Source organism: Paenibacillus sediminis, assembly GCF_017873765.1.
GTDB lineage: Bacteria > Bacillota > Bacilli > Paenibacillales > Paenibacillaceae > Paenibacillus_AG > Paenibacillus_AG sediminis.
The window spans coordinates 13,100-35,755 of the sequence record NZ_JAGGKP010000011.1; the positions used below are offsets into that span (position 1 = coordinate 13,100).

General features: G+C 52.0%; 33 protein-coding genes. 32 read left to right on the forward strand and 1 reads right to left on the reverse strand.

Annotated elements, in window-relative coordinates; translation table 11 throughout:
* Positions 1 to 41: 41 nt before the first annotated feature.
* The 32 genes from J2Z20_RS14995 (at position 42) to J2Z20_RS15140 (ending at position 22,232) form a co-directional block, all read left to right on the forward strand.
* Complete coding sequence (locus J2Z20_RS14995) at positions 42 to 1,721, forward strand: DNA polymerase (RefSeq protein ID WP_245252430.1); 1,680 nt, start codon at positions 42 to 44, stop codon at positions 1,719 to 1,721.
* 3 nt (positions 1,722 to 1,724) lie between these two features.
* Complete coding sequence (locus J2Z20_RS15000) at positions 1,725 to 1,934, forward strand: hypothetical protein (protein ID WP_209852095.1); 210 nt, start codon at positions 1,725 to 1,727, stop codon at positions 1,932 to 1,934.
* A gap of 14 nt (positions 1,935 to 1,948) precedes the next feature.
* Entirely contained in the window at positions 1,949 to 3,040 is a 1,092-nt protein-coding gene (locus tag J2Z20_RS15005) for a DNA polymerase (RefSeq protein WP_209852098.1), read from the forward strand.
* An 18-nt stretch (positions 3,041 to 3,058) separates the two neighbouring features.
* Entirely contained in the window at positions 3,059 to 3,313 is a 255-nt protein-coding gene (locus tag J2Z20_RS15010; protein ID WP_209852101.1) for a hypothetical protein, read from the forward strand.
* On the forward strand, positions 3,314 to 3,973 hold the full coding sequence (locus J2Z20_RS15015) for a beta clamp domain-containing protein (protein WP_209852103.1): 660 nt from the start codon (positions 3,314 to 3,316) through the stop codon (positions 3,971 to 3,973).
* Complete coding sequence (locus tag J2Z20_RS15020; protein ID WP_209852106.1) at positions 3,974 to 4,465, forward strand: hypothetical protein; 492 nt, start codon at positions 3,974 to 3,976, stop codon at positions 4,463 to 4,465.
* A complete protein-coding gene (locus J2Z20_RS15025) occupies positions 4,465 to 4,923 on the forward strand; it encodes a 3'-5' exonuclease (protein ID WP_245252432.1) in 459 nt (152 codons plus the stop codon). The genes J2Z20_RS15020 and J2Z20_RS15025 overlap by 1 nt, the downstream gene beginning before the upstream one ends.
* On the forward strand, positions 4,916 to 5,101 hold the full coding sequence (locus J2Z20_RS18080) for a hypothetical protein (RefSeq protein ID WP_245252434.1): 186 nt from the start codon (positions 4,916 to 4,918) through the stop codon (positions 5,099 to 5,101). The genes J2Z20_RS15025 and J2Z20_RS18080 overlap by 8 nt, the downstream gene beginning before the upstream one ends.
* Entirely contained in the window at positions 5,088 to 5,342 is a 255-nt protein-coding gene (locus tag J2Z20_RS15030) for a hypothetical protein (RefSeq protein ID WP_209852108.1), read from the forward strand. Before J2Z20_RS18080 ends, J2Z20_RS15030 begins: the two co-directional genes overlap by 14 nt.
* Before the next feature lie 75 nt (positions 5,343 to 5,417).
* On the forward strand, positions 5,418 to 6,359 hold the full coding sequence (locus tag J2Z20_RS15035; protein WP_245252436.1) for a hypothetical protein: 942 nt from the start codon (positions 5,418 to 5,420) through the stop codon (positions 6,357 to 6,359).
* Entirely contained in the window at positions 6,360 to 6,572 is a 213-nt protein-coding gene (locus tag J2Z20_RS15040; protein WP_209852110.1) for a hypothetical protein, read from the forward strand.
* Entirely contained in the window at positions 6,547 to 7,098 is a 552-nt protein-coding gene (locus J2Z20_RS15045) for a crossover junction endodeoxyribonuclease RuvC (protein WP_209852273.1), read from the forward strand. Before J2Z20_RS15040 ends, J2Z20_RS15045 begins: the two co-directional genes overlap by 26 nt.
* Positions 7,079 to 7,249, forward strand: a complete 171-nt coding sequence (locus J2Z20_RS15050; protein WP_209852113.1) for a hypothetical protein — start codon at positions 7,079 to 7,081, stop codon at positions 7,247 to 7,249. Before J2Z20_RS15045 ends, J2Z20_RS15050 begins: the two co-directional genes overlap by 20 nt.
* A 54-nt stretch (positions 7,250 to 7,303) precedes the next feature.
* The gene (locus J2Z20_RS15055; RefSeq protein ID WP_209852116.1) at positions 7,304 to 9,577 is read left to right on the forward strand and encodes a ribonucleoside-diphosphate reductase subunit alpha; all 2,274 of its coding nucleotides are present in this window, start codon (positions 7,304 to 7,306) and stop codon (positions 9,575 to 9,577) included.
* A 24-nt stretch (positions 9,578 to 9,601) separates the two neighbouring features.
* Entirely contained in the window at positions 9,602 to 10,633 is a 1,032-nt protein-coding gene (locus J2Z20_RS15060; protein WP_209852118.1) for a ribonucleotide-diphosphate reductase subunit beta, read from the forward strand.
* Between the two features lie 298 nt (positions 10,634 to 10,931).
* Complete coding sequence (locus J2Z20_RS15065) at positions 10,932 to 11,585, forward strand: PhoH family protein (protein WP_209852121.1); 654 nt, start codon at positions 10,932 to 10,934, stop codon at positions 11,583 to 11,585.
* Between the two features lie 25 nt (positions 11,586 to 11,610).
* Entirely contained in the window at positions 11,611 to 11,970 is a 360-nt protein-coding gene (locus J2Z20_RS15070) for a dUTPase (protein WP_209852123.1), read from the forward strand.
* Positions 11,963 to 12,574, forward strand: a complete 612-nt coding sequence (locus tag J2Z20_RS15075; protein WP_209852126.1) for an HNH endonuclease signature motif containing protein — start codon at positions 11,963 to 11,965, stop codon at positions 12,572 to 12,574. Before J2Z20_RS15070 ends, J2Z20_RS15075 begins: the two co-directional genes overlap by 8 nt.
* A gap of 5 nt (positions 12,575 to 12,579) precedes the next feature.
* Positions 12,580 to 12,708, forward strand: coding sequence for a hypothetical protein (locus J2Z20_RS18170; RefSeq protein WP_280921772.1), 129 nt, complete (start codon positions 12,580 to 12,582; stop codon positions 12,706 to 12,708).
* Complete coding sequence (thyX, locus tag J2Z20_RS15080) at positions 12,705 to 13,502, forward strand: FAD-dependent thymidylate synthase (protein ID WP_209852129.1); 798 nt, start codon at positions 12,705 to 12,707, stop codon at positions 13,500 to 13,502. The genes J2Z20_RS18170 and thyX overlap by 4 nt, the downstream gene beginning before the upstream one ends.
* Complete coding sequence (locus J2Z20_RS15085; protein WP_209852132.1) at positions 13,503 to 13,736, forward strand: hypothetical protein; 234 nt, start codon at positions 13,503 to 13,505, stop codon at positions 13,734 to 13,736.
* A gap of 4 nt (positions 13,737 to 13,740) precedes the next feature.
* Entirely contained in the window at positions 13,741 to 14,334 is a 594-nt protein-coding gene (locus J2Z20_RS15090) for a hypothetical protein (RefSeq protein WP_209852135.1), read from the forward strand.
* 254 nt (positions 14,335 to 14,588) lie between these two features.
* Positions 14,589 to 14,831: a 3D domain-containing protein gene (locus tag J2Z20_RS15095; protein ID WP_209852138.1), complete on the forward strand. Its 243-nt coding sequence runs from the start codon at positions 14,589 to 14,591 to the stop codon at positions 14,829 to 14,831.
* Complete coding sequence (locus J2Z20_RS15100) at positions 14,832 to 16,103, forward strand: hypothetical protein (protein WP_209852288.1); 1,272 nt, start codon at positions 14,832 to 14,834, stop codon at positions 16,101 to 16,103. It abuts the gene before it with no gap.
* Positions 16,100 to 16,705: a nucleoside/nucleotide kinase family protein gene (locus tag J2Z20_RS15105; protein WP_209852142.1), complete on the forward strand. Its 606-nt coding sequence runs from the start codon at positions 16,100 to 16,102 to the stop codon at positions 16,703 to 16,705. Before J2Z20_RS15100 ends, J2Z20_RS15105 begins: the two co-directional genes overlap by 4 nt.
* Complete coding sequence (locus J2Z20_RS15110) at positions 16,698 to 16,865, forward strand: hypothetical protein (protein ID WP_209852145.1); 168 nt, start codon at positions 16,698 to 16,700, stop codon at positions 16,863 to 16,865. Before J2Z20_RS15105 ends, J2Z20_RS15110 begins: the two co-directional genes overlap by 8 nt.
* Entirely contained in the window at positions 16,865 to 18,355 is a 1,491-nt protein-coding gene (gene dcm, locus J2Z20_RS15115; protein WP_209852148.1) for a DNA (cytosine-5-)-methyltransferase, read from the forward strand. Before J2Z20_RS15110 ends, dcm begins: the two co-directional genes overlap by 1 nt.
* On the forward strand, positions 18,355 to 18,555 hold the full coding sequence (locus tag J2Z20_RS15120; protein WP_209852150.1) for a hypothetical protein: 201 nt from the start codon (positions 18,355 to 18,357) through the stop codon (positions 18,553 to 18,555). Before dcm ends, J2Z20_RS15120 begins: the two co-directional genes overlap by 1 nt.
* 114 nt (positions 18,556 to 18,669) lie before the next feature.
* Entirely contained in the window at positions 18,670 to 19,143 is a 474-nt protein-coding gene (locus J2Z20_RS15125) for a sigma factor-like helix-turn-helix DNA-binding protein (protein ID WP_245252438.1), read from the forward strand.
* 44 nt (positions 19,144 to 19,187) lie between these two features.
* Positions 19,188 to 20,288: a DNA-methyltransferase gene (locus J2Z20_RS15130; protein WP_209852153.1), complete on the forward strand. Its 1,101-nt coding sequence runs from the start codon at positions 19,188 to 19,190 to the stop codon at positions 20,286 to 20,288.
* Position 20,289: 1 nt separating this feature from the next.
* On the forward strand, positions 20,290 to 20,970 hold the full coding sequence (locus tag J2Z20_RS15135; RefSeq protein ID WP_209852156.1) for a hypothetical protein: 681 nt from the start codon (positions 20,290 to 20,292) through the stop codon (positions 20,968 to 20,970).
* Positions 20,970 to 22,232, forward strand: a complete 1,263-nt coding sequence (locus J2Z20_RS15140) for an HsdM family class I SAM-dependent methyltransferase (protein ID WP_209852159.1) — start codon at positions 20,970 to 20,972, stop codon at positions 22,230 to 22,232. Before J2Z20_RS15135 ends, J2Z20_RS15140 begins: the two co-directional genes overlap by 1 nt.
* Positions 22,233 to 22,415: 183 nt before the next feature.
* On the opposite strand, the gene J2Z20_RS15145 is transcribed toward J2Z20_RS15140, so the two are convergent.
* On the reverse strand, positions 22,416 to 22,655 hold the full coding sequence (locus J2Z20_RS15145; protein ID WP_209852160.1) for a hypothetical protein: 240 nt from the start codon (positions 22,653 to 22,655) through the stop codon (positions 22,416 to 22,418).
* Position 22,656: the final 1 nt, after the last annotated feature.

The window sequence follows — 22,656 nt, forward strand, 5'->3', positions numbered from 1 at the left end:
AAGCGGAAACTCCGGAAGAAGCGTTAGCGCGAATAGGCGCGATGAGTCTTACGGATAAGCAGCGCGAACAATTTGCGGCGTTTAAGCGCGCGTTCATGAGCGGGGAAACAGGCAATCCTCGCTCAGACGGGCGGTCATGGACGAAGGACGACGTACTCACCGCAGGCGCCGCCATTATCCGCAAGCAAAGCGAAGCGCTCCGGCAAGAGCGTGTCGCGGAAACGCTGCGGACGAAACCGGCGAACTTTCACATCGTGACGGATGACGCGGAGTTGCCGGCAGTCGTTGAGCGTATTCGCGAAGAGTGCCGGAGTCAGATGCGTGAGTGGCCGGATAAGTGGGCGAAGTTGGGAGTACGCTCCCTTACCGCGAATGACTTCGAGGGTACTGGTGTCGATACGTATATTGACGTTTCGATCGGATATTCCGTGTGGCTACCGTTACTTAACGAGGGCTATTATCTACCGTACGGTCACGTTGATATGCGCGGTGCTGACGGATTCGATTTCCTGGACAATACGTGTGCGTTCAAGGACGGTGATGCGCAGTTAACGCGCTCTAAAGTGCTGGCCGCGATATCTCCGTACCTTTCGCAACCTGCGCACGGCAAATCGTTCCACATGGGATCGGCGCGCTACGATCTTCACGTTGCGATAAAGGACGGTTACGAAATTCACGGCTGCGTTTGGGACTCGCTCGACGCAATGAACTTGCTTAACGAACACGAAGAGTCGTTCGGTCTGAAACCGTTAGTCGCGAAATACGGACGTTATTTCGGCATCGATGGTCCGGTCTATACGTTCGAGGACATGTTCGGCAACCGTTCGCCGGCTCCGTTCAGCGTTGAACTCGTCGGAATCTACGCGATAAAGGACGTACTTTACGGTTGGAAACTAACGGAATGGCAATTCGAACAGATGGCGCAGGCGTCTTCGGGAGAATACCGCGGAAAACTTCTCGACTGCTACGCGCAGATTGACTCAAAGCTACCGGAGACTGACGTGTTTCTGTCGCGTTCCGGATTCTGCGTTGACCTTGACGGATTGGCCGCGCTCGAAGCCGAGTTCGTGCCGCTATTGGAGCAGGCGCAGGCCGACGTATTCACCGCATATGATATCGACGCTGAGTTTGTGCGGAAGATGGACCGGACACTCAACGCTAAGAAGATCGCGGAATGGATTACGAAGCAGAAGGCGCGATTAGCCCGGAATGTGGAAGCGCAAGAGAAACAACGCGCAGTTATCACGGAGTGCGAAGCGGCCGGCAAGACTGCGCTCAAAAAGTATACGAACGCAATCGATAGACTACGCGAGTTGGAAGCGGAGGCTGCGGAATTGGCCCCAGCGGACGAGGAACACGCGCCACTTTTCGTAGAGGAATTTTCGATAACGAACGGAAATCACCTGGCGTACTTGATTTACGATCACCTCGGAATCCGCGACCGAACCGGTCAATTTAAGCGCGGCAAAACGCGGAGCACTGCGGCCGATGTTCTCGCAGCTTATTACGAAGAAGAGGAAGCGCTCAAGCCGCTCGCGACCGTTGCGGCGTACGAGAAGTTACTTAACACGTATGTAACGAAGATACCGCACGCGCTCGAAATAGACGGGCGGATTCATTCGGAGTTTAAATCGGGAGGCACCGCGACCGGGCGTTATAGTTCGTCGGGGTATGGCGGACGGCCGATCGATATATTACGCGAATTTGAAACGGAGGGGTAATAAATGGAGTTCGAAGTAGGAAAGTATTACGAGCATACCACGGGCGAGCAGATATCAATCGTCGGGGAGATAGTAACAACGCTATACGGTAAGTGTCTAGTTGCAGAGTCTAGTGAAAGTCCCGATCTCAAACCAGTTGGAAAGGGAGACTATTACGCCGAAAATTGGCACGAGATTAGCCATGTTGAGTGGATGAGCAACTTCGGTGAATGAGGAGTTGATAACCATTGTTAACAGTAACGGACGCTAACTATCACGCGATCGTCCGCAAGCTCATCGCCGACGAACGAAAGGTACAACGTGGATTAAACGCTCAAAACCTCCCGTCAAAAGGCGCAGGCAATCGCGTCCGCAATCAGATTATACCGCGTCCGGGCTATACGTTTGTCGGCGCCGACCTTGGTCAAATTGAGCCGCGTATTATGGCGCACATCATGTACTCACGGTATGGCGATAACTCCATGCGGCAAATCTTCGTTGATGGCGTCGACCTTTATACGACGATGGCGATGATGACGTTTAATCTACCGCAAGAGTATTGCGTCGACAAAGCGTACGATCCAACTCACACGTTTCAGCCGCGTAAGATGATGAAGACCGGCCAGCTAGCGGTCTCATACGATCAGTCACCGAAATCGTTCGCGAAGAAAATGAACGTTACGGAGGATGTTGCGCACATGTTCTTCGAGAACTTTGACCGCACGTTCCCGTCGTTTAAAACGATGGTTGCCGATATCCGTGACGGGATGCGAGCGAATGGTTACGTGGAAACACTCTTCGGACGTAAGCGCCGGTTTCCGGACTATAAGGCGACGGCCGCCGAGCAAGCGCGGAACGAGCAGCGGTTGATTCGCCTGTTCACCGAGCGGAAGCAGTTACGAGGCAAGCCACGCCTATCTGCGGCCGAAGAACGGAAGCTTACCGTTATCCAAGACGAAATCGACACGCTGCAAGAAAAACGCGGACTCGTCGGCTATTGGGAGCGCGCGGCATTTAACGCAGTCATTCAAGGTACGGGCGCCGACGTTCTCAAGCGTATTGGTATACGTATCGCGCAAATCTGCCGAGAGCGCGGATGGGAGTTTAACGCATCCATCCACGACGAGATTATCGTCAGCATTCCGGATGAGCAGGTAACGCCGGAGACGATCGCGTTGATTAACGACGTGATGACGAAGACGTCCGAATTTAGCGTGCCGCTGACGACTGATATCGTAATCCAAAAACGCTGGATGATGGAGTACGTGCCTGGCGAGTGGGACTTCGATAATAACCGGCCACTGCCGGAGTTCATCGGAAAGTACGGAGAAACCTATTAACGAAGGAGACGGTGCTTAATGCTGAACAAAGAACAACAATTTGCCAGTGACATTTCGGAATTAATCTGGTCCTTGTTTGACGAGGAAAGCGAAAACTATAGATACAATCTCGAAAACATAGATGCGACTGCCTTTTTCACGGGACTCGCGATGACATTCGGGATTATTTACAACAACTCGGCAGACGCTGACGAAGACTTTATCGGAGGCACACATCTCGCCAACCGTCTCGCGTTTCAATACTTGATGAATAACGGCAAGGAGGCCGCATAAATGGCGATATCGCAAGCGAAGAAACTCGAACTCATTACGAAGCACGCGAAAAAGTTTACTGCAACTAGCGAAGCGACACCGGTATTACAAGGCGTTCACTACAGCGCAGATGGCTCCGTAATTGCTACCGACCGTCACACGTTAATCCGCATCGGTGGCGCGCATAACTTTACGGAGGCGTTTACGTCACACGCCAAAACAGGCGCAACGATTGACGGAACTTTTCCGGACACTTCGCGCATTATTCCGATGGAGTTACCGACACAGATCACGCTTATCCGCGTCGGAGCTAACCGCGATGATATTAACGGAGCTATTGCGCGCACAAAAGTAGCGCTCGAAGCCACGAAACTGTCCGGAAACAAGACGTACACTGCGCGCTTAACACTCGTCGGCGCTGACGTCAGGCTGTCCGCGAATAACGACGACACACCGTTTAGGTTCTCGGCCGGAATTAACGCGGACATTTACGGACCTGACGCCGAGGTATCGTTTAACGCGGAGTATCTTCTTAACGCACTCAACGTATTCAAGGACGCCGGTAGCACGCGAGTAATCATCGGTATTATTAGCGCGTCGTCACCGATCGTCCTGCGCGACGAAGAGAACGAGATTGACGTTGTTGTATTGCCGTACCGAGTACCGAAGGAGGCCGCATAAATGGAACGCGAAACAACAACGTACACATGTCCGCAATGCCGGCGACAAAGCCGCGTACTCGCGGACGAATACGGCGACCACGGCTGCCCATGCGGGTGGGAACCGGACTATGACGAAGGGGGGGATGACGGGCGAGTGGAAAACGTTATTGAGAAACTGCGCGAATTGGAAGCGAAGGTGGACGCAGAGCGCTGGCCGATAGTTGGTGACGGTAACTGGCGCGAGATTGCCGATATTCTTGACGCATACGAGCCGGAAGGCTATGAAATAGACGTAGTTGCCGAGAAGTTTGGCGGAGGTGGACGCTGGTTCACAACGGAGGACATCACGTATAAGGTGACGCAGTCTGACGGGAAGGTCGCGTATTTCTCCGTTAATAGAGAGCGTCCGGCCACGGAAATGCAGGAAGGCGGAGACTTTTCGTATGGAATCCGCGAAGTCGTACCGAAAGAAGTCACAGTCATCAAATACGTTGCCGGGAGGTCCGCGTAATGCTCGCACCCGAAATCATAACCGTTATCGATATTGAAACGACCGGACTTGACCCGCATCTCGATCACATTACGGAAATCGCCGCTATACGTGCGGAAGTTGGCGCTGATGGCTCGGTACGCGAAATTGGCCGATTCCAAACGTTTGTTGCGTTGCCGGATGGCGTGAATATTCCGCCAGAGATTACGGAGTTAACGCGCATTAGTGACGATGACTTGCGCGGGGCTCCGGATATTACAGCGGCCTCGTTAGCTCTAGAATTTTGGCTAGAGGGGTCATTGGTAATTTCGCATAACGCCCCGTTCGATTTGGCGTTTTTGGGAACGATACATCCGGATTCATTCGCCTGCACTCGTGCCATGTCGCGCCTGGTCGATCCGGACGAAAGCGCACGCCTTGGCGGACTGCTGCACGCGCTATGGCATCGAATTGAACGGACACCATCGCGCGATGAATGACGTAGAGGCAACATTGCAGCTTTACGTTAATTTGCGGAAGAAGGCGCTAGAGTCCGGTATCGACTACCGAAACGTTGTCGTAGACAGTCCGGAGCGCCCACTGACGTATACACCGCTTGGTGCGCGAGTGATTACGATAAATAAAACGAAGGAGATGGCGAAGAATGAAGATCGTTGAGACGCATAGTATCGACAATAGCGGTTATGAGTATGACGGAAAGGGTTCGCTGACGGTTGACGTAGAGGACGATGCAGGAAACAGCGTTAGCGTCGACATTAGCGCGGGCGAGCCGGAAGATGCTGTATTCTTCCGCGATCTTAACGGTGCGTATAAAATATCTCGCGCAATTAAACTTGCGTATGAGGCCGGCAAGCGTGGCGAGGCGTTTGAATACGAACTTATTAAGGAGGCGGTTTAAATTACGCAACAAATCGCAGACAAAATCGCGCAAGACTTTACGCAGTTTCTTAACGAATGGCATTCCGCGCCCGAAGTGTACGACGACGCACTCGACGCGCAGATACATCGTTGGTACTTCGATTACCTAACGGATAATACACGCAAGGTATGGCCTGCGCGGGGTATTCCGTATTTCTCACCGTCGGCCGCCAACGCAGACGCACGCGGACTCTACGAAAAGATGCGCGGCGCGAAGAAAGAGCAAACGGAGCGACCGGCGCATCAAGGACGTTGGACGCGAATAGGTACGGCTATCGGCGATACGATTCAGCGCGATATTCTATTCGCGGAGGCACACGCCAAGAGTCCGAATTTCAGATTCGAGCGAAACGACCGCGGCGAGCCGATGTTCGAGGACTTCGCGAAGATTAACACGGTTATCGAGCATAACGGAAAAGTGTTCTCGCTATTCGGAACCTGCGACGGAATTATGCGGTACGTGTCGGAGGATGGCGAGGTACTACGTGTCGGACTCGAAGTCAAAAGTAAGCAGACTACGTTCTCGATGACGTCGGCGTATTCAACGCGCAATGGTCCGAAAGAGGATCACGTTAAGCAGTGCGTGTGCTATTCGAAAATGTATTGTGTGGACTATTACGTAATCCTCTACGTGAACGCGTCGAAAAAGTCGTGGAATATGACCGCGGATGAATTCGAAAAGAGTCCGGATATCGCGGCGTTTGGCGTGTATATTACGGACGAGATGCGCGACGAGGTGCTCGATCACTTCGCGGGGATTGTAGACGCGGCGGAAACAGGCAATCCGCCGAAACTCGATCTCGACAAATGGTTATTCAACGACTTCAAGCGGGCGATTGCGTTATCCCTTTCGGACGACGAGCTCGTGGCAATCCAACGGGAAGTGACCGCGCTACAACGGTCGGGATTGCCGGATTGGAAGAAGCGCGGACCAGCGGAAGCGCTCGAATTTATCCTCGCGGTAAGAAGCGAAGACCAAGCGAAGGAGGCGGCGTAAATGAAATACGTAAATCGAATCGTATCATCGTTAGTTTTAACGGGAGTATACGGGGCGGCGGTCGCGTTTTGGTACTTCGTAATCATCGCGATTAAGGAGTCGTCGACGGGAGTAGCGGTTTTATTAATCGCAATATTGGCATTATCGACCGGAGTTGTATTCGCATCGCTAAGGGGAGGCGCGGACACTGACGAAGCCAAAACAGGGCGTTAAAACGCGTCACGCCGGACTCGACTTATCGTTAACATCGCCTGGATTCGCGGTAATCGACGTAATCGACCGCGTTCCCTATCTCGTAGCGACTTCGCATGTCAAGACGGAGCCATCCGATAACGCCGCGTTGCGCTATCGCCTTATCGAGGCGCACGCGCTCCTCTTTTTCCGCGAGCACCGCCCGTTTACTGGCGCTATCGCACGCGAGATATGGCCGCCGAGCCGTAACTACGCGCAGAACGATAAGGTGCACGGAGCGTGGTCGGCGGTTGACCGCGCGCTGGCTTCGCTCGGCCTTGCGGTTGCTGCGAATATTACGCCGACGAGCGTTAAGAAGATCGTAACGGGCAGCGGAAAAGCGGAGAAGGCGGATGTCGCGCAAGCGGTGCGAAAGTGGCTGCGATTACCGGATGATTACCGATTCGCGACCGATGATGAAAGCGATGCGGCTGCGGTTATTCTAGCGCACTTGATAAGCGAAAATTTAATCGGAGGGATTGCCCCGCGTGAGCGAACTCGCCCGTAAACTTCTCGAATTTCAACGTTATGATGTCGTCATGCTCGAACGATCTGTCCGCATACAGCGCGAAATTCTCGCGGACTATGAAGCGCGGTTAGCACAAGCGCGTAAACGTCTCGCGGAAGCGGAAGATCATCTGATACAGAAAATAGAATAGGAGAGATGTCATATCAACGTACCTACACTTGTAACCAAACCGAATAACCGCCAGATGGCGTATGAGCCTGAGCGTATTACCGCGTACGCCAACCGTGTACTTTCCGGCCTCACCAACGTTAACCGTGAGCGCCTTGTACGCGGAGTATTGTCGAAGATACAGCGCGAATCCATATCAGCGGAGGATATTACGCAGGCGTTCATTATGTCAGCGCTCGAGCTCGTATCACGTGAGGAACCGGAATGGAAATACGCGGCCGCCCGCGCTCTGTTAACGTCGCTATACAAGAAGGCTGCGGTTAATCGGCGTTATAAATCGTACACGGACCGTCCGTATGGCGCATTCTATCCGATGGTCGCGGACATGGTACAGCGCGGTCTCTATCGCGAGGAATTAACGCAAGCCTATACGAAGGAGCAAATCGAGGAGCTCGGCGCAGTTATCGATCCGTCGCGCGACTTACTCTTCGACTATATCGGACTCCTCACGTTGGCTGAGCGTTATTTGACGGGCGACTTCGACGGTAAGACCGTTGAGCTTCCGCAGGAGCGTTATATGGTAATCGCTATGTTCCTAATGCACACGGAACCGGAAGATAAGCGGATGGAACTCGTTAAGGAAGCGTACTGGGCGATGAGCAATCTGTATATGACAGCGGCGACTCCGACCATGTCTAACGCGGGTAAAGCAACGGGCGGTCAACTATCATCGTGCTTTATTGATACCGTGGACGATTCGCTAGAAGGCATATTCGATTCTAATACGGACGTTGCACGTCTAAGTAAAATGGGCGGCGGTATCGGCGTCTATCTTGGTAAAGTACGGGCACGCGGATCAGACATTCGCGGACATAAAAACACAAGCTCAGGCGTTATTCCATGGATTCGCCAGCTTAATAATACGGCCGTTAGCGTGGATCAACTAGGAACACGCAAGGGTGCGATCTCCGTTTATCTCGACGTATTCCATAAAGACATTCTAGCGTTCCTCGACCTCAAGCTAAATAACGGAGACGAACGGTTGAGAGCGCACGATATATTTCATGGCGTGTGTATTCCGGATTTGTTTATGGAAGCGGTAGAAGCTCGCGCAGATTGGACGCTATTCTGTCCGCATGAAGTCCGCTCACTCTTCGGATGGGGACTCGAAGACTTCTACGATGAGAGCGTAGGTAGCGGATCATTCCGAGAGAAGTACGCCGAAGCCGTAGCGCATCCGTTACTTCCGCGAATTACCGTGCCGGCAATCGATATTATGAAGCGGATTATGAAATCGCAGCTCGAAACGGGAACCCCGTATATGTTTTATCGCGATACGGTTAACCGCGCGAACCCGAATAGCCACCGTGGAATGATTTATTCGTCCAATCTGTGTACGGAGATCATGCAGAACCAATCGCCAACCGTTACCGAATCGGAAGAGCTCGTTACGAAAGACGGACAGACGCGCATCGTTATTACGAAGATTCCGGGCGACTTCGTTGTCTGTAACTTGAACTCGATTAACCTAGCGCGGGCTATTCCGGACGATATACTAGAACGTTTGATTCCGATTCAGGTCCGCATGCTCGATAACGTGATCGATATCAATAACATCGAAATTCTACAAGCGCAGCATACGAATCAGCAATATCGCGCGGTCGGCCTCGGCACGTTCGGACTTCACCATTTACTCGCGCTGAAAGGTATCCGTTGGGAATCCGACGAAGCGGTCGCGTATAACGACGAATTGTACGAGCGTATTAATTACCTCGCGATTAAAGCGAGCGCTGAGTTGGCGAAAGAGAAAGGCGCTTACCCTGCGTTCGAGGGGAGCGATTGGCAAACGGGTAATTATTTCATGAAACGTTATACGGAGGAGTCCGACGACGGCGAGGTACTAAGCATGGACGGAATGTGGCACGATCTAATGCTCGAAGTAAGGGGCGGCGGTATCCGCAACGGTTATCTTATAGCGGTAGCACCAAACGGATCAACGTCCATCATCGCGGGGTCAACCGCAAGTATCGATCCGATATACGAGCAGTTATCGTACGAGGAGAAGACAACGTATAAGATTGCGAATCCAGCGCCGGACCTTTCGCCTAAAACGATATGGTTTTATAAAACCGCGTTTACAATCGATCAACACTGGTCTATTAAAGCGGCGGCTGCACGTCAGCGTCACATTGACCAAGCGCAGTCATTTAACTTATACGTTACGCCGGATATTAAGGCGTCGGCATTCTTAGCGTTACATATTGACGCGTGGAAAAGCGGTGTGAAATCGACGTATTACGTTAGGAGTCGCGCGTTAACGATCGAAGAGTGCGAGAGCTGCGCGTCTTAATATATACGAAAAGGGAGCGATTATTTGCGTCTACAAACGATATTCAACACGGAAGCGCCGAATAAATCAACGCGGATTATTAACGGGGAAAACTCCGGCATTCTAAACTGGAACGATATCCGTATGCCGCATATGTATAAGCTGTATAAAGTCCTGCTGCTCAATCACTGGATCGCGGATGAGATTCCGATGTCTAAGGATGCGCAGCAGTTTCCGACGCTTGATCCGGAAGAACAGCGCACGTTTAAGATAAACATATCGTTACTAGCCGTTCTCGATTCGATGCAGACGATGTTCGTCGGCGATGTTAAGCGTTATTTTACGGATAGCTCACTCGAAGCAATATCCGCAATTATCGGGCAGCAAGAAGTCGTCCACAATCAATCGTATTCATACGTATTGTCATCGATAGTTTCCGACAAGGAACAGCGCGAGATATTCGAATACTGGAAACATGATCCGGTATTACTCGAACGGAATACGTTTATCAGCGGTATCTACCAAGCGTTCCGCGACGATCCGAATCCGCAGACGTTTTTCCAGGCGATGGTCGCCGACCTTATCCTCGAAGGCATTTTCTTCTACAGTACATTTGCGTTCTTCTACAACTTGGCGCGCGATCAGAAGATGATGGGGACGTCGCAAATGGTATCTTATATACAAAGAGACGAGAACCAACACTGCTATTTCTTCGCGGAAGTATTCAAGCAGCTACTAGCGGATTTTCCGGAGCTCGACACGCAGGCTAACCGCTATTACGTATACGCGACGATTGACCGCGCCGTCGAACTCGAAACGAATTGGGCGCATTATACGCTCGCTAACGTACGCGGCATCGATTTAACGGAGTTGTCCGCTTACATCCGTTACATGGCGAATAGTCGCCTGCGGCTAATGGGGCTCGATAAAGCGTACACCGGCGTCGATACGAATCCGATGCCGTGGATTCGTCCGTTTAGTGACGATGCGCTTAACGCAACGAAAACGGATTTCTTCGAAGGGAAATCGCGTAACTACGGTAAGGTATCGGACGATAACGGATTCGACGATTTATAAGTAACGAAAGCGGAGGGCCTGCGATGGTCTTCCGCTTTTTTTATTATCGATGTCCCAAAACGCGAATGTTCTGTCCGTATAAAAGTGTAAGACGAAATAACACGGAAAGGAGGCGGAGACTATACGCATATTATTCGGATTTTCTGCGCTATGGTGGGCGTTAATTTTCATTCTGTTTATTACCGGAGTGTATACGCCAAGCGCGGTTGTAATCGGAATCGGCATGTTGAACTCGGTACTATTATTCGCAACGCAAGCGCTTGATCGCGACAAATAAACGGAGGAGGTATACGTATCTATGCCGCTACCAAAAGATTCGATGTTTTTCGGATTCGCTGATAAATTGACGGACGAGCAGCGCCGTTACGTTGACTCTATCTTCGATAACCGTATCACCTTCGTCAATGCGCGTGCCGGAACCGGTAAGACTACGTTGGCCGTCGCCGCTGCGAAGCTTCTCGGCAAGCCGCTCGTCTACGTAATCAGTCCGGTCGAAGAGAAGCGGATGGGCTTCTTGCCCGGCGATCTGAAAGCGAAAGAGTCCGTTTACTTCTCACCGTTAGAGGACGCGTTATACGAAATCGGCGAGGACCCACGCAGGGTTATTTACGACAAAGACAACGTAGAAGCGCAGAAACGCGGCGACGTGTGGGTGTATCCGAAATCTCACGTTTATGTACGTGGCACGAACGTAAAAGGGAAAATGGTCATCATTTCGGAGGCGCAAAACTTTACGCGCGGCGAGCTTAAAAAAGTTTTAACACGTTTGCACGATGACTGTAGGGTTATCGTTGAAGGGCACGCGGATCAATGCGATTTGCCCGACCCGAAAAAGTCCGGATTCGTCCCGTACCTCGAACATTTCCGCAATCAACCGTACGCGAACGTCTGCGATTTGACCGTTAATTTCCGCGGGGAGTTGGCGCAACATGCGGATGCGCTGAAATGGTAAAAATTCCGAAAGGGTGTGCGTTAAGGTGAACGACAAACTGGATACTATTTTCGAGATGCAAAAACGTCTTGATGCCCGAATTATAGAAGAGCGCGGAGTTAATAAGACGGTCGACGAGTGGGTGGTGGGAATCACGCTCGCTATGGAATCGGAAATAGACGAAATCCGACGTGAGGTTAACTGGAAGTGGTGGAAGAATCCGAAGGAGATCGATTCGGTCGCACTCAAAGACGAGGTTATCGATATGTGGCATTTCCTTGTAAGCCTATCCGATAAGGTCGGTTTAACTCCGCAAGACGTACTCGACGTTTATATTGCTAAGAACGCGGAGAATCATTCAAGGCAGACCGGTACGAGTGAGAAGGAAGGGTACGCCATTGGGTAAACCTGCCCCTGACGTTGGGGTGACCTGTGAAATTTGTGGTAAGAGGGAGACGGTAAAGCCAGGCAGAGCTAAGTCCTACAGGACATGCTCTATTAACTGTAGGGCATCGCTATCAAGTAGGACGCTTACAAATAAAGTCTCCTTAATATGTGAGGTGTGCGGGGAGGAGTTTTACAGCAAGCCTTCTGGTGCGTATAGGAGAAAGTGTTGCAGCATGTCATGTTCCAAGCAATACCGAAAAGTAAAATACGCCGGTGAGAATAACCCAAATTATGGTAATAGGGGCGAAAAGTGTGCCGCATGGCGTGGGGGTAGAAAGGTCTCCAACTACGGATATGTCCTCATACATATGCCAAAGCATCCTAATGTACGGCCAGATGGATACGTACTTGAACACAGGTTAGTGATGGCTGAGCACTTAGGTAGACCCCTGAAGGATGATGAGATCGTTCACCACAAGGACGAGAACAAGCAGAATAATGCGATCGAAAACCTTGAAATCATGACCTTGCCCGAGCACCAAAGACTGCACAATAGGCTCAGAAGTGAGTTACGCCAAGTGACCCGAGATCAGTTAGGCAGATTTATCAAAAAGGAGGCATAAAACAAGTGACGCAATTTTTGCTCGCACATCCGATACTATTTTCGATACTGGCGATATATGCAATCACGGCATTATTCAACGTGGGCGTAGCGTTCGCTAACGCATTCGCTTACCGCAAGGAGGACGAAAATTGAACGTTAAACTAATCGCAAACACGGCGCTATCAACGGAATTTCTCGAAAGTATTCATCCAATCGGGGAGCCCGTTGGTGTAAATGAACGCGCGGCCATCGCACTCACCGCTATCCGTACGTGCTACTCTCCGCTCAAACCGACGGAAATTATCGTAAAGGAAGGCGCTAAATACTTCGGTCAATCCGCGTCAGACGGCGAAAGTGGTACGGAGGCCGACCGGTTGTTCCGCCACATTACGCGGTCAGGTCACAAATCCACGTTGGAGCACATCACGTACACGTTCGCAATCGAAGGCGTAAGCCGTGCGTTACTTGCGCAGTTAACACGCCACCGTCACCTATCGTTTAGCGTGCAGAGTCAACGTTATGTACGGTTCGGTAGCGCGGATAAGAGCGGTGGATTCGATTACGTTAAACCTCCGTCACTGGATGGTAAGACAACGGATGGCCACCGGCTTGTCAGATTTGATGAAGAGAAAGGCGAGAGTATATGGCGTGACTTAACGGCGAACGACGTGTTTGTTGAGGCTATGCGCGATATTCAAGCGAGTTATGACCGCTTACGTCGCGCGGGAGTTCCGGCCGAAGATGCCCGCATGGTCTTACCGAACGCCGCAACGTGTAATCTCGTAATGACCGGAAATCTGCGTACGTTCCTCGATTTTTACGCGAAGAGACGTCCGGGCAACGGCGCGCAGTGGGAAATCGCAGACTTAGCGGTTAAGCTACGCGATGAGATCGTAGAGGTTGATCCGTGGTTGGCTCCGTATTTCGACGAAAAGGAGGCGGCATAGTTGGCGGAAGTTATCGCATTCCCAAACGAAATCGCCGCGCAACTTGAAACGCTAGCCGACCGCGCTAGAAACGCAGAAATCACCGGAGTTATCGTCGGGGTCATCCGCAGCGATGGCCGTATTGAAACGATATCGATCGGCGCGAACTTGTACGAGCGCGGTACGATGATAACGGCGTTGCAAGATGCGCGGACGGTCGCACTAATTGACGAAATTATTATCGAAGGAGAGTGACGCAATGATAGACGGAAGAAAAGCGATTGTGACGAATAAAGGTAAAGAGTATACGACGTATAAAGGTTTCGCTAATCAACTCGGATATCCAGAAGCTGCCGCATTTTCTGACTCCTCTGACGTTAGGAAAAAACTTCGAAATGGTGACGAGGTTACGCTGATAGTAAGTGGCGAACACCCTTACGATAGAGATCGTCTAATTTGGGTTATTGAGTCTGGTAATGGAGAAAAACACCTGATTGGGGGAGCCGGACTCAGCATTCAGCCACATACTCCGCGCACACTCCTCGCCACCAAACGCGCCCAACTCGCACAGTTAACCGCAGAAATCGCGCAGATCGAAGCGGAACTCACGATTAAGCCCGGCGATTGGGTACGCGTAATTTACCGTAGCCATCACGACGCCTTCTCGGACGGTGACATTGTACGCGTTGTCTTAACGGACACCACAAACATCCCTTACAACGTCGTATCCTTCGATGGTAAAATGTCCGATTGGACCACCGCAGATTCCGTTGTCAAAATCACGCCGACTGAAGCCAAAGCCGCACTCCTCGCCGAAATCGAAGCGTTGTTTAATCCGCAGGAGGTCGCGTAGCAAACGCGAATATTTGGCGCACCGCTTACGGACTCTTTATCACGTTATTGATCGCGATTATCGAACCGGAAGTCTCGGCAAAACAGGCAATTGTCGATCCTTCTTCTAAAATCGTTAAATCTCCGCAAGTAACCGCAAAGTCTGCGGAAGCGTGCAAAGACGGAGCGGAAGCGCAGTGGGCACCGTTCGAGGCGACCGCTTATATCGCGATGTGCGACGAAGGTTGCACCGGCATTACACGGTCAGGCTATGACGTGAGGGAAACGCAATATTACGATGGCTACCGCGTCATTGCGGTCGATCCGGACGTTATCACGCTCGGCTCGGTCGTAACGGTGCGGTTGGATAACGGATACGAGTTCGAGGCGATTGCGCTCGATACGGGCGGCGGAATTGATGGGCGCGAGATTGACGTATTGACGGCGGATAGGGATAGCGCAATGCAATTCGGGAGGCAAACGGTACAAATAAAAATTAACGGTGAGGGAGCGGATTGAATGAACGAACAAATTACGGTATTGAAAGACGAATCACTCGGCGGTGTGTTGCGGGAATATCGCGAGGTTAAGCGGAAGGCGACCGTTGGGGAACGGATTAAGATCGTAGCCGCATGGTCTACGGAGGGTATGTACGATAACGGTGCCATCCTTACGGTAGACAGTGAAGAATGCGGGAGGATTTACGTTAGCGCGGTCAAAGCTTTCGGTAATTCCAGCGGGTATATTTCCGCGAAAGAATACGTAGTCCTCGAACCAACGGAAATCCTCGTTATCGACGGTGAAAGATATCGCATGGTCGACCGTAAGGCTACGGTGGGCGAGCGTGTCGTAATTATTAACGCAAGAATCGGATACGGATATGAGAACGGAGATATCTACACTATCGTTTCAATCGACCCGAACGGGGATCGCAATATCCAACCGGACGGCACGCAAAATAGCGAAATCTTCATTGATCCGGATGAATACCGCGTACTCGAACCGGTTGAGTCTGCGCCTTTATCATCGCGTAGTTCGACCGATCAAATCGCGGAAAATATCGCGACATTGGCTGCGCGAGTATCAACGCTTGAAGAAACGGTTAGCAAAATAGCGATTCAGCTCCGCGTTGCGCGTGAAGATATCGTATTAATCGAAGAAGGCGTCGCTGACGATATCGCGCGACTGAATAAGTGTATGGCGCAGAAATCTCCGCAACAGCTCCGCGACGAGATCGTTGAGCGCGCGAAGGCTGACGTTTCAAACCCGTACAATTTCGCTGGAACACCGATTCCTGGCGATCCTGACGGAATATCGTTTTGGCCCGAAGGTAGTCCGTGTAAAATGCACGACGTTTCCTACGTTGTCAATCGGGAAAAGCGCGCAGTAGTCGCTCTTATCCGATGCACGTCTGACGGATTTACGGTGCGAGGCATCGCAAAATGCGCACCGGACGACGTATTCAACGCGCATATCGGACGCGCGATAGCGCTACGCCGTGCGCTCGGACTCGAAGTTCCTGCGGAATATATGAGCGTGCCGCAGCCAGAGGAGGTTAACGTTGGGGATATCGTTAGAATTAGCGGTAACAGTATGAGAGGCTTTTGCCACCACTATGACAGTGGCGATATAGGACGCGTTAATAGACATGACTCCTCCGTAGGATACGCGGTTATTGGCGGACTATGTACGAAGGATATTAGACGGAGCAAGCACGGGTACCAACAAGGCGTAGATGACGCTGACTACGTAATTATCGACGACTCGCGCGAGGAGGTGTCCGCCCAATGACGTTACTTCGTTCGCTGCCTAATATCGGACTCATCGGCAAGCTTCGCGCAGGCAAAAACGTTGCCGCCGATTACCTCGCGTCAAAATACGGCTACACGCAGTTCGCTTTCGGCGACGAGCTTAAACGCTATGCTCACGAAATATTCGGAGAGCCAGCGCCGGGTACGAAGCCGCGCGAGCTCTACCAATGGTTCGGCCAGACGATGCGTGAACGCGATCCGGACGTGTGGGCGCGGAAGTGTCTCGATGCTATCGATTGGCGCGCGAAGGATATTGAGGCAGCCAACGTATCATGGCGAAGGTTAGTTCCGCAAGGTGCCGACGTCCCATTCCGCGCCGTCATCTCGGACGTACGCCAGCCTAACGAAGCCACCACGCTATCGTCCGCCGGCTACGTTTTAATCCGCGTCGAAGCACCGGACGCCGTCCGCATCGACCGCGCAATCAAATCCGGCGACACGTTCGCGTACGCCGACCTTATGCACGGTACCGAAACGGCGCTCGACGCTTACCCTGCGGACTTTACCGTAGACAATGGCGGTAGCTTAGACGAGTTGTATGCGCAGATTGACGCAATTTTGGAGGTGCTGCGGATTGACTAACGCGCAGGAAGAGTATCGACGCGGCTTCGAGGCCGGATACATGTACGGACGGATTGACGAATTGCAGGGGCGCGAGTATGACGATCGCACACCGGCTGGACGAACAGGACAAACGGATAAAACAGGCAATTATCCGTTCGTTGAAAAGGAGGCGGTTTAATGGCGTTTAAGTATATCGAACTATTCGCAGGTATCGGAGGATTCCGTTCAGCGTTAGACGCGTTAGGCGGTGATTGCGTATTCGCGTCAGAGATCGATAAATACGCAACTCAGGCGTACAAAACGCTTTATAACGGAGCACATGAGTTACACGGTGACATAACGAAGATTGACGCGCACGACGTACCGGATCATGACGTATTAGTCGGAGGATTCCCGTGTCAGGCGTTCTCAGTTGCCGGTCAACGCAAGGGATTCGAGGAAGCGCGCGGTACTTTATTCTTCGAGATAGCCCGTATAGCGAAAACGAAGCAACCACGTTTGATGCTGCTTGAGAACGTTAAGGGTCTTTTATCGCATGACGGCGGTAAAACGTTCGATACCATGTGCGCGGTTCTTAACGACATCGGCTACGCAGTCGATTTCCGCGTACTTAACTCGAAGCATTTCGGAGTACCGCAGAATCGTGAGCGCATTTTTATCGTTGCGGATCGTGACGCAGAACATGCGGAATGGGACGTAACAGGTAACGATGTCGGTGCGAAGGCCAAACGTAGGGCTCAGGCGCTCGGAATTAGAACGTTTAACTTCGACTGGCCAACGAATGATACGGTGACTATGCGTTTACGCGACGTGTTGGAATCGAACGTAGACGAGAAGTATTACCTATCGGAGGAAAAAACGGCAAAGTTGGTCGCGCAGCTAACGGAGAATAGCGACATTCGCAAAGTTGGATATATAACCTGTGATAAGCAGCAAAACCGTGTACACGCCGTAGATGGAATTATGCCAACTATTACTGCAAATAACTCAGGGGGGCGTAATCCTGGCGGACTTATTGCGGACGACAGCCCGATAATCGCTGAATCCGAAGACTGCATAATGGTCGGAATGGTTGATTTGCGTGGTAACGATTCAATTAGGCGCGTTTACTCGCCGACAGGCGTTGCGCCGACAGGCGTTGCGCCGACATTAACGACAATGGGCGGAGGACATCGCGAGCCTAAGATTGCGGAGCCGGTTGTAGTACGTGTAGGGAATACTAACCCTTCAGGTAATGGAATGAACGGAAGTGTATACGCAGATGCAGGACTAAGCCCTACGTTAACAACGAACAAAGGGGAAGGCGTAAAAGTAGCCATAACGCAAAATGCCGTACTCGAAGAAGTCCGCGCAGTCCTCACACCAGAACGTCCAGAGAAACGCCAGAACGGTCGCCGCTTTAAAGATGACGGAGAAGAATCGTTCACACTTACCGCGCAGGACAAGCACGATCCGCGCTACCGCATACGCAAGTTAACTCCGCTAGAATGCTGGCGTTTGCAGGGGTTTACCGACGCACAGCACAACGCAGTTAAGGACGCAGGCGTATCGGACTCTCAACGCTATAAACAAGCGGGTAACGCTGTTACGGTTAACGTTATCCGTGCGATAGGTGAGCGTTTGGTCGCCCGCCTTCCGCAAGAATCCGGATTACAGGAGGCCGCATAATGTACGATTTTGACCGCTTTAGGTCGCCAGGCCCGAACGATGAGCCACGAGTTGCCGCCTACTGCGTATGGTGCGACGGAGAGATATACGCCGGCGACGAAATGACGACGTACGCGAACGGCGATCAGACGCATGACGGACATTGCGAGAACGAATATGTGCGGGCGGAGCTCGGGATTGAACGGGTAACTGCGGAATGATACGGGAGGAGACGGTTACGTGGAATATTACGGTGATTTGACGAAGGAGAATACGCGACTGCCGAAGGAGACGATTGTAGCCGCTGAGGAATGGCATAAAACGGCACTACAAGGATGGAAAGAGAAGCGTGCACTCTCGTTAATACGCGAGACATTAACAAAGGGGCTGGGCGAAGGAGGTCGCGTAATATGGGTCACGTTAAAGTGGATACGGAGAAACAGACGCGAAATTATACGGTAAAATACGCTCTGAACGACGCGGCCGGAGTCAAAGCGCTACTCCGCGACAGGCACCGCATTAGCTCCGCTAGATTTCGCGGCGACACGGCGGCCAGCGACATCCTCATCGATTTACACAGCGCGATTAATTCCGCTGGCTTGACGGATAGACAGACGGAGGCCGTTGCGTGGGTTTACGGTGTTGACCTGACGCAGGCGAAGGCGGCCGAAATCATGGGGATCGCGCAGCCAACCGTTAAGCAGGCGGTCGACGAGGCCGCGGCTAAGATTGCCAGCGTGTATGAGCGGTGGGATTACGGGGCGATTGACGTTGAGTACGAAGAGATTACGGAAGGGGAGGCGGCTTGATGACGAAAATTAACACGGTGATTTGCGGAGATAGTGCGGAGGTTTTGCGTCAGTATCCGGATAACTTTTTCGATAGCGTCGTTTGCGATCCGCCTTACGGATTATCAAAAGAGCCGGACATTGCCGAAGTCCTTACTAAATGGATCGCGGGTGAACCGTACGATCACGGACACGGCGGATTCATGGGGAAAGCGTGGGATTCGTTCGTGCCGCATCCGGATTTATGGCGCGAGGTATTCCGCGTGCTTAAGCCGGGTGGCCATGCGTTGGTCTTTGCGGGGACGCGTACGCAGGACTTAATGACGATAGCGCTGCGGCTTGGCGGATTTGAGATTCGTGACGTAATCGAATGGCTTTATTTTAGCGGATTTCCGAAGAGCCTGGATGTTGGGAAGGTGTTTGATAAACGCGAGGGGATATGGCGCGGACGTGCGGGAGCAGTCGTTAGCGGGAACGGTTCAATGTCCGCGCCGAATTACGAACGTACGCCGAAAGGCGAAGCCGTAGGCGAACTCGCCCGCAAATGGGATGGATGGGGAACCGCACTCAAGCCCGCACACGAACCGATTATCGTCGCGCGTAAGCCGCTAGGCGGTACCGTAGCCGAAACGGTCGAAAAGTACGGAACGGGCGCGATTAATATTGACGGGTGCCGCATTGTCCGTGCTGCAGGTGATCGAACGGAATACGGGGTAACTGGCAATCAGACTGCAACTACTGGGGATAGTGGGATTTTCGGCCACTATGACGCGGCTGCATATATTCCGCACGAGGCCGGACGATTCCCCGCAAACTGCGTAACGACGGACGAAAACGCGTTCTACTCTCCGTACTTTAACGTATCGCCGGCCGAGCTGTCGAAAAAGGCCACGAAGAAAGACCGCAATGCCTGCGTAGATGGCTCGCAAAGCCTCGTTCCCAACACGCATCCAACCGTCAAGCCAATCGCGCTCATGGCGTGGCTGATTACGCTTGTAACTCCGCATGGAGGCACGGTGCTCGATCCGTTCGCCGGCTCCGGCAGTACGTTGGTCGCTGCGGCTCAGAACGGATTCAATTACGTAGGCATCGAGATGCTACCGGAACACGTTGCGATTATTAACTCGCGCCTAAATACGCCAGAAGAAACGGAGAGTGCTGCCTGATATGAAAACATACCGCGAAATCACCGCAGAATTAACGCACGAACTCGAACAAACACTCCGCATCAACTTCAAATCGTCCGACGCGCCTATCACGTTTGAATACGGCGGGCGCTCGTACAATATCCGTGATCGAGAAACGCGCATGTTACTGGTCGCGGCGATACAAGACGCATACTATCGTGCGCACGGCGAATTTAATCAACGGACGCTCGACGCTTGGGTAGAGCGCGGTTGCCGCGGCGAAAGACCGTCGCCGGCCACGGTTGATGCCGCGCTTATGGACCGGTTGACCGACGTTGTGCTATACGAAGAGATTGCGGATGAGAGTGCGGACAAGATCACCAACGCGGAATATTCGTTCATGTCCGAGCGACAACTCGACCGCAGACGCGACAAAGAAACGTCAGACACGGCGGCCGAATCGCGCGGGGCTGACGGACGGGATTACCGGACGCCGACGAAAAGAAGGCGCACGCCTTACGAGAATTGGCGCGTGGATGCTGACGCGAAGATACGTAACAAGGCGAGAGCTGCGCAATATAAACGCGATACGAGTCCGGGCAAAGTTACGGAAGGGGCGAGCGAGTCGTTCGTCCAGTGCCGCGGAATTGCGCAGAGGTGGGCGAACGATATGAGCGCAGTTAACGATGTGATCGTGGAATCCGCAAGGGAGGCGGCTTAATGGGAAAAGCTGATCGTAAACGGTGGGACGGCAACGTTAAATCGATGGCGATTGTAGCGAAGCCGCGCGAAGATATTACGGAAGATGACGTCGCCTTTTTACGCGATAATTACACGTCAACCGGCGGTCTCTTGCCGAACGCATACGCAGGAGGGGCGTTTTACACTCCGACTCACGTTGCGCGGTTTATTATCGAGGCTTTACGCGGTCTATCCGGCGGGTCATTTCCGCAGGGCTCGCGTTTTCTCGAACCATCGGCCGGTAGCGGTGTATTTATCGAACACCTGCCGAAAGATGCGGAGGTTACGGCGCTAGAACTCGATGAGATCAGCGCTAAGGTAACGTCGCTCTTATATCCGCACGCCAACGTTATTAATGACGATGCGTTTCGTCACGCGCTACGTGATTACTACGATTATGTGATCGGAAATCCTCCGTACGGCGTAACAATCGATATTGCCGCGGATGATCTTCCGGACAACTATGAGACGCTCAAGGTAACGAAAGGGCGCGCGAAGGGGAAATCGGAATCCGCGTTTATTGAGCTCGCGATTAAATCGGCCAAGCCTGGCGGATATATTGCGTTTGTGTTGCCGATGGGAATAAACTACGCAAATTACGCGGAAAAAGTGCGCCAGCTACTGTACACGACGTGTTGGCACGTTGCGACCGTAATGTTGCCCGGCGAGACGTTCGCATTAACCGGCACGACGATACCTACGCAAATATTAATCGTACGCAAGGCGCCACCGGTAACTCCGCTCATACCGTCCGCGACAACGAAGTGGAGTTCTAATTTTAAACGCGGAGGACACGAAGATATAACGGACTTTGACGCCAAGTTTCTCGTAGGACAGCCGCCGGCCTACTTCGCGCAGATTACCGATATTGGATACGATAAAGACGGAAAATCTACGGATAAGTGGGGCGACGGACGTACGCAGCTTGACGAGTTGCTCAACGATTTTACGGACGATAATTTGACGCGTGAAAACTTATATCCGCATATCCCGTCGTGGCATAGCGTGAAAGACGTGAGCGCGTTTATGTTCTCGCATGGGAACGGAAGTTGTGACGGCTATCGTGACGCGAGTTATACGTATACTGGCGGTCCTTACCGTTGGAACGAGTTAACGCTCGGAGCCGGCGAGGAAATAGAGTGGCGCGGCGAGTTCGTCAGCACGTTCGACTTTACGTGGCAGGATCAGATTGTGGCGGAATATTACGAAGGGCTTGCGGAAAGTCTTCCGGCTGCGGCGTAAGTTTATTAATTATTTACAACTTATCCCAATATTGTTTATAATACAGGTAACACTGCGGAGGCACCGCGAGTGCAATCCGAAAGAATCGGTGAAGACCCAGCCTTAACTGGCGGGGTCTTTTTCTTATTTCGGGTATTCGCTCGTTTTACTTTCCGCATGTACTCACCATATTCAAATGCGGCATTATAGATTATAATTCTTAAAGTTACGATATTCTTCTTTAACGACGCTGATAGAGTGCATTTCTTTTGAATGTACAAGTGGGTAAACCCTTGAACAGTCTCCGTTTAGACATTTTAATGAGAGTACCCATCCATAACCCGAACCTTCGCCTTTAACTGTATCCCAATCTGCGCCTGTGAAGTTATGATGAAGCTCCAAATCAGATTCGCAATACGGGCATTTCAGCAATTTTTTAGCCATT

Excerpts from the sequence above, each read along its gene's own strand:
- J2Z20_RS14995 (WP_245252430.1), top strand. The coding sequence starts at position 42 with ATGAGTCTTACGGATAAGCAGCGCGAACAATTTGCGGCGTTTAAGCGC.
- J2Z20_RS15000 (WP_209852095.1), top strand. The coding sequence starts at position 1,725 with ATGGAGTTCGAAGTAGGAAAGTATTACGAGCATACCACGGGCGAGCAG.
- J2Z20_RS15010 (WP_209852101.1), top strand. The coding sequence starts at position 3,059 with ATGCTGAACAAAGAACAACAATTTGCCAGTGACATTTCGGAATTAATC.
- J2Z20_RS15015 (WP_209852103.1), top strand. The coding sequence starts at position 3,314 with ATGGCGATATCGCAAGCGAAGAAACTCGAACTCATTACGAAGCACGCG.
- J2Z20_RS15020 (WP_209852106.1), top strand. The coding sequence starts at position 3,974 with ATGGAACGCGAAACAACAACGTACACATGTCCGCAATGCCGGCGACAA.
- J2Z20_RS15025 (WP_245252432.1), top strand. The coding sequence starts at position 4,465 with ATGCTCGCACCCGAAATCATAACCGTTATCGATATTGAAACGACCGGA.
- J2Z20_RS18080 (WP_245252434.1), top strand. The coding sequence starts at position 4,916 with ATGAATGACGTAGAGGCAACATTGCAGCTTTACGTTAATTTGCGGAAG.
- J2Z20_RS15030 (WP_209852108.1), top strand. The coding sequence starts at position 5,088 with ATGAAGATCGTTGAGACGCATAGTATCGACAATAGCGGTTATGAGTAT.
- J2Z20_RS15040 (WP_209852110.1), top strand. The coding sequence starts at position 6,360 with ATGAAATACGTAAATCGAATCGTATCATCGTTAGTTTTAACGGGAGTA.
- J2Z20_RS15055 (WP_209852116.1), top strand. The coding sequence starts at position 7,304 with ATGGCGTATGAGCCTGAGCGTATTACCGCGTACGCCAACCGTGTACTT.
- J2Z20_RS15065 (WP_209852121.1), top strand. The coding sequence starts at position 10,932 with ATGCCGCTACCAAAAGATTCGATGTTTTTCGGATTCGCTGATAAATTG.
- J2Z20_RS15090 (WP_209852135.1), top strand. The coding sequence starts at position 13,741 with ATGATAGACGGAAGAAAAGCGATTGTGACGAATAAAGGTAAAGAGTAT.
- J2Z20_RS15100 (WP_209852288.1), top strand. The coding sequence starts at position 14,832 with ATGAACGAACAAATTACGGTATTGAAAGACGAATCACTCGGCGGTGTG.
- J2Z20_RS15105 (WP_209852142.1), top strand. The coding sequence starts at position 16,100 with ATGACGTTACTTCGTTCGCTGCCTAATATCGGACTCATCGGCAAGCTT.
- dcm (WP_209852148.1), top strand. The coding sequence starts at position 16,865 with ATGGCGTTTAAGTATATCGAACTATTCGCAGGTATCGGAGGATTCCGT.
- J2Z20_RS15120 (WP_209852150.1), top strand. The coding sequence starts at position 18,355 with ATGTACGATTTTGACCGCTTTAGGTCGCCAGGCCCGAACGATGAGCCA.
- J2Z20_RS15125 (WP_245252438.1), top strand. The coding sequence starts at position 18,670 with ATGGAAAGAGAAGCGTGCACTCTCGTTAATACGCGAGACATTAACAAA.
- J2Z20_RS15135 (WP_209852156.1), top strand. The coding sequence starts at position 20,290 with ATGAAAACATACCGCGAAATCACCGCAGAATTAACGCACGAACTCGAA.
- J2Z20_RS15140 (WP_209852159.1), top strand. The coding sequence starts at position 20,970 with ATGGGAAAAGCTGATCGTAAACGGTGGGACGGCAACGTTAAATCGATG.
- J2Z20_RS15145 (WP_209852160.1), bottom strand. The coding sequence starts at position 22,655 with ATGGCTAAAAAATTGCTGAAATGCCCGTATTGCGAATCTGATTTGGAG.